This window comes from Streptomyces endocoffeicus, assembly GCF_016741935.1.
In the GTDB taxonomy this organism is placed as follows: domain Bacteria; phylum Actinomycetota; class Actinomycetes; order Streptomycetales; family Streptomycetaceae; genus Streptomyces; species Streptomyces endocoffeicus.
This window is the reverse complement of sequence record NZ_JAERRG010000145.1, coordinates 1-1,411: the sequence shown is the minus strand read 5'-3', so window position 1 is coordinate 1,411 and position 1,411 is coordinate 1. Positions and strand designations below refer to the sequence as shown.

The 1,411-nt window shown below is 65.0% G+C and carries 1 protein-coding gene; it reads left to right on the top strand.

Going from position 1 to position 1,411, the window contains the following annotated elements; all coding sequences use genetic code 11:
* The first annotated feature begins 73 nt into the window (after positions 1-73).
* Entirely contained in the window at positions 74-1,381 is a 1,308-nt protein-coding gene (locus tag JK364_RS54265) for an IS630 family transposase (protein WP_201858854.1), read from the top strand.
* Positions 1,382-1,411: the final 30 nt, after the last annotated feature.

Genomic DNA, 1,411 nt, shown 5'->3' with positions numbered 1-1,411 from the left:
CTAGTGTGCTGCGCCAGAAATCCTGAGGGTTAGTTGCTACCTTCTTTTCATGTCGCATCGAGGCCCTGCTGCTGTGGAGATCGTGCTCTGTGAGGACGAGCGTGTCGAGCTTGTGCGCCGGGCGGAGCTGCCGGACCGGCGTACGGCTGAACGAGCCCGGATCATCCTCGCGTGCGCTGATGGGATGTCGAATGCGGGTGCGGCGCAGGCCCTTGGTGTCGGCGTCAAGTCGGTGCGCAAGTGGCGCGGGAAGTTCGCCGCACAGAGACTGGACGGGCTTGAGGACGAGGGACCTATCGGCCGGCCGAAGGCGGAGCTGGTTCTGGCCGAGGGCGAACGTGCCCAGTTGGCGCGCTGGGCGAGACGGGCGAAGACTGCCCAGTACCTCGCGCTGAGGGCGAGGATCGTGTTGCGGTGCGCGGAGGGCGTCACGAACAAGCAGGTCGCGGCTGACCTGGGAGTGGACCAGTCCACCGTGGACCGCTGGCGGGCCCGTTTCGTGGCCGATCGCCTCGACGGCCTGCAGGACGAACCGCGGACCGGCCGGCCGCCCTCGATCCTGCTCGACCAGGTCGAAGACGTCATCGTTGCGACGCTGGAGTCCACGCCGGGCAAGGACACGCACTGGTCGCGGGCCTCTATGGCCGAGCGCACCGGCCTGTCGAAATCCACCATCGGGCGGATCTGGAAGAAGTTCGATCTCAAGCCGCATGTGCAGGATCCCTTCAAGCTCTCCACCGATCCGCAGTTCGTCGACAAGGTCGTCGACGTCGTCGGCCTCTATCACCACCCGCCTGAGAAGGCAGTGGTGTTATGCGTGGACGAGAAGGCGCAGATCCAGGCACTGGACCGGTCCCAGCCGGTGCTGCCGATGATGCCGGGCATGCCCGAACGCCGGACCCACGACTACCTGAGGCATGGCATCACCAGTCTGTTCGCCGCCTTCAACATCGCTGATGGCACCGTCATCAGTGAACTCCACCGCCGCCACCGGGCCGTGGAGTTCAAGAAGTTCCTGACCCGGATAGACAAGGCCGTGCCCGCCGGCCTCGACGTTCACCTGGTCTGCGACAACTACGTCACCCACAAGACCCCCGAGATCCAGAAGTGGCTCGCCCGGCACCCCCGCTTCCACGTCCACTTCACGCCAACCGGCTCCTCCTGGATCAACCAGGTCGAGCGATGGTTCGGCCTGCTGACGGACAAACTCATCCGCCGCGGCGTCCACACCTCCGTCCAGGGACTCGAGAACGACATCCGCGACTGGATCGAGACCTGGAACTCCAACCCAAGGCCCTTCACCTGGACCAAGACCGCCGACGAAATCCTGCACTCCCTCGCTGACTACCTGGCCAGGATCGCCCCAACCAGCACCAACTAACCCTCAGGATTTCTGGCGCAGCACACTAGC